This window comes from Moorena sp. SIO4E2 (genome assembly GCF_010671945.1).
Taxonomy (GTDB): Bacteria; Cyanobacteriota; Cyanobacteriia; order Cyanobacteriales; family Coleofasciculaceae; genus Moorena; species Moorena producens.
Map to the genome: position 1 here is coordinate 1 of NZ_JAAHIE010000599.1, position 4,093 is coordinate 4,093.

The window sequence follows — 4,093 nt, forward strand, 5'->3', positions numbered from 1 at the left end:
ATCAGCGGTGTGAAGTGTTCTACGATAAGTTGAAATTCATCTATGTGGAACTACCAAAATTTACTAAATCTGTTGATCAACTAGAAACCCATTTTGATAAGTGGTTATTTTTATTGAGGCATCTCGCCAGCTGTAATACTCCCCCAGAACCGTTGCAAGGGGATGTGTTTGCCCAGCTATTTGAGGTGGCCGAGATTGCCAATTTCTCCTCTGAGGAGCAAGCCCTGTACCAGGATAGTCTGAAGGTCTACCGGGATATGTACAGTGTTAATCAAACCTTGATTCAGGAAGGTCTTGAACAAGGTAGACTTGAAGGTCTTGAACAAGGTCTCGAACAAGGTAGACTTGAAGGTGAACAAGCAGGTATACAAAAGATTGCTAAACAGATGAACGCAGCAGGGTTACCCCTCAAGGATATTGCTCAATATACTGGGTTGAGTGTGGATGACATTGATCAGTTGTGAACGAACCTCTGAATATCACCGTTGAGTATCTGAACTTCTCCCTTGAGTATTTGAATACCAACGTTGAACCTCTGAACCTCGACCTTGAACCTCATTCCCGACTCCCGATTCCCGATTCCCGATTCCCGATTCCCGATTCCCGATTCCCGACTCCCGATTCCCGATTCCCGATTCCTCGCATACCCATAACTTCTCCTTAGCTTCAGGATGCCTAACAAAGTAATCTTCCAGCAATTCACAGCCCCGACCCAGCAGCTCACCTAAACTTTCAATCTTCCAAATTCTGGCAGTGCCGTCTCGTGAAGCAGTGGCCAGCCTCTGTCCATCCGCGCTGAAGGCTACACTTAATACCCAGTCCTGATGGCCTTTGAGCACGGCTAATTGATTCCCCTGTAAGTCCCAAATTCTGGCAGTGTTGTCGAATGAAGCAGTGGCCAGCCTCTGTCCATCCGGGCTGAAGGCTACACTATATACCAAGTCCTGATGGCCTTTGAGCACGGCTAATTGATTGCCCTTTTTGTCCCAAATTCTGGCCGTGTTGTCGGATGAAGCAGCGGCCAGCCTCTGTCCATTGGGGCTGAATTTTACACTCCATACCCTGGACTGATGGCCTTTGAACAGGGCTAATTGATTGCCCTTTTTGTCCCAAATTCTGGCCGTGTTGTCGGATGAAGCAGTGGCCAGCCTCTGTCCATTGGGGTTGAATTTTACACTTGATACCCTGGACTGATGCCCTGTGAGCTTGGCTAATTGATTGCCCTGGTTGTCCCAAATTCTGGCAGTTTTGTCCTCTGAAGCAGTGGCCAGCCACTGTCCATCCCGGCTGAATTCTAAATCCGTTACCCTGGACTGATGCCCTGTGAGCTTGGCTAATTGATTGCCCTGGTTGTCCCAAATTCTGGCAGTTTTGTCCTCTGAAGCAGTGGCCAGCCTCTGTCCATCCCGGCTGAATTCTACACTTAATACCTCGTCCTGATGCCCTGTGAGCTTGGCTAATTGATTGCCCTGGTTGTCCCAAATTCTGGCAGTTTTGTCCTCTGAAGCAGTGGCCAGCCTCTCTCCATCCCGGCTGAAGGCTACACTCCATACCCTGGACTGATGCCCTTTGAGCACCGCTATTTCATTCCCCTTTTTGTGCCAAATTCTGGCAGTGCCGTCGGATGAAGCCGTGGCCAGCCACTGTCCATTGGGGCTGAAGGCTACACTATATACCTTGTCCTGATGCCCGGTGAGCACGGTGATTTCATTGCCCTGTAAATCCCAAATTCTAGCAGTGCCGTCATCTGAAGCCGTGGCCAGCCTCTGTCCATCCGGGCTGAATTTTACACTTGATACCCTGGACTGATGCCCTGTGAGCACGGCTCTTTCATTGCCCTGTAAATCCCAAATTCTGGCAGTGCCGTCGGATGAAGCCGTGGCTAGCCTCTGTCCATCCGGGCTGAAGGCTACACTTGATACCTCGTCCTGATGCCCTTTAAGCACGTCTCTTTCATTGCCCTTTTTGTCCCAAATTCTGGCAGTGCCGTCGGATGAAGCAGTGGCCAGCCTCTGTCCATCCGGGCTGAAGGCTACACTTAATACCTCGTCCTGATGCCCTTTAAGCACGGCTCTTTCATTGCCCTGTAAATCCCAAATTCTGGCAGTGCCGTCGGATGAAGCCGTGGCCAGCCTCTGTCCATCCGCGCTGAAGGCTACACTTAATACCCAGTCCTGATGCCCTTTGAGTACGGCTCTTTCATTGCCATGTAAATCCCAAATTCTGGCAGTGCCGTCGGATGAAGCAGTGGCCAGCCTCTGTCCATCCGGGCTGAAGGCTACACTTAATACCCAGTCCTGATGCCCGGTGAGTACGGCTATTTCATTGCCCTTTTTGTCCCAAATTCTGGCAGTTTTGTCCTGTGAAGCCGTGGCCAGCTTCTCTGCATCCGGGCTGAAGGCTACACTTAATACCTCGTCCTGATGCCCGGTGAGCACGGCTAATTCATTGCCCTGTAAGTCCCAAATTCTGGCAGTTTTGTCCTGTGAAGCAGTAGCTAGCCTCTGTAGATCCCGGCTGAAGGCTACACTTGATACCCTGGACTGATGCCCGGTGAGCACAGCCCGTTCTTGGAATTTACTAATACTCTGCTGGAGGGCATATAGAGGACTGATAGCAGGATAATGATCCAGGGGGCGACCATCTTTAACGAGATTATCTAGCTTTTGCCCAGTCTCCATTGCCTCATACAAAAGCTTTTCCCCTTCTGTACTGGTGCCGTAGTAAACATTATTATCCGATAACTGTCGTAAAATATAATTCCCTTGCCGTTCTAGTTTCGTAGCTAATTTGGCTTCCTGTATTTCTTCTGTAGCCTTGATTAGAGTCACCACCGCAACACTTGCCACAACTAAGGATAAACCCAGTACAATTCCCCCTCTGCGTATGGTTCGCTTAGCTTTCTGTTGAGCTTTGGCTAATATCTGACTAGCCTCTTTCTCCGCCGCCAAAGCCTTTTGGACTTTTCCTTTGTCTAAAACCTGACTAGCTCTCAAGAACTGGGAATCCAAATCGCTTAAGGCTTTTCCCCTAGACCATTGTTCCGCCTGCTCTAATGCTCCCCCCCGCAACAGTCGAGAGTCATCGTTACACCCAGAATCAACCCAAGCGGTAAAAGCTTCACAGTAGGGGCGCAGTCTGGCCAATTCTTTCTTGACCCAATCGGATCCGAAAACCTCTCTATAAATCCGGTTGTTAACCTCCAAACAGCCATGGCGCTCAACCACCAGCCCCGATAGCCTTAATTCCGTCTGTTCCTGACTACCATCAGCAGCTATACAACCGTGATCCAACACTTGCTGATACAAACCCAATAGCATACCAGCCCGTTGCTCATTTGTGAGAATGCGATCGCGTATAGTCTTCAAATGCTCCTGTTCATCCTGAGCTTCCCAATTGTCAATGATCTGCCTACGCACTATCTGGTCTAGGGAAAGACTATTGCCCCATTCCCAAGTCTGGACTACCAAACGACACAACCGCTGGGTCAGAAACGGTTGTCCTCCCGTCCAATGCACTATCTCACCTAACACCTGTTCAGGATTATTAACTTTACCTTCCAAACCTGGAACCAAAGGCGATTTGGCCTCTTCAACGGTAAACCCAGTTAACTGAATATCCCGACCGATATTAAACGGGGTGCGCTGTTTATCCTGAATTAAATCTGCTGCAGTTGCCACCCCCAGCAAACAAAAGGTTAGACGATTATAGGCTGGATTTTCCGCTCTTTGATTGTAACAGGCTCTAATTAAGGCAAAGAAATCATCTTTAAATTTAACTTTAATTATACTATCAATTTCATCAAAAAAAATAACAATATTTTCACTTATTTCTTCTAGGATAACCGACTCAATAAACTCATTTAACCACTGCACTGGTGAAAATCGTTCACGCTCTTTTAACCAAGGGATTACTTTGATTTTTGGGTTCAATTTAAAACTCTTGGCAAGACTTCTAATCAAACTGCCATACCACTGCTGGGAGGTTACTTGATTGCCAATCCTGGTCACATCAATAGAGGCACAAGCTACTCCCGCCTTTGTTAGCTTTTCCATGGTTCGTAGCCGCAAACTGGACTTACCCATCTGTCGGG

At 48.3% G+C, this 4,093-nt stretch carries 2 protein-coding genes; one reads left to right on the forward strand and one right to left on the reverse strand.

Going from position 1 to position 4,093, the window contains the following annotated elements; genetic code table 11:
• On the forward strand, positions 1–464 hold a 464-nt coding region (locus F6K37_RS33825; protein ID WP_287255105.1), incomplete at its 5' end, for an Rpn family recombination-promoting nuclease/putative transposase.
• A 15-nt stretch (positions 465–479) separates the two neighbouring features.
• Here the strand turns inward: F6K37_RS33825 and F6K37_RS33830 are convergent.
• On the reverse strand, positions 480–4,093 hold a 3,614-nt coding region (locus F6K37_RS33830), incomplete at its 5' end, for an AAA-like domain-containing protein (protein WP_502887797.1).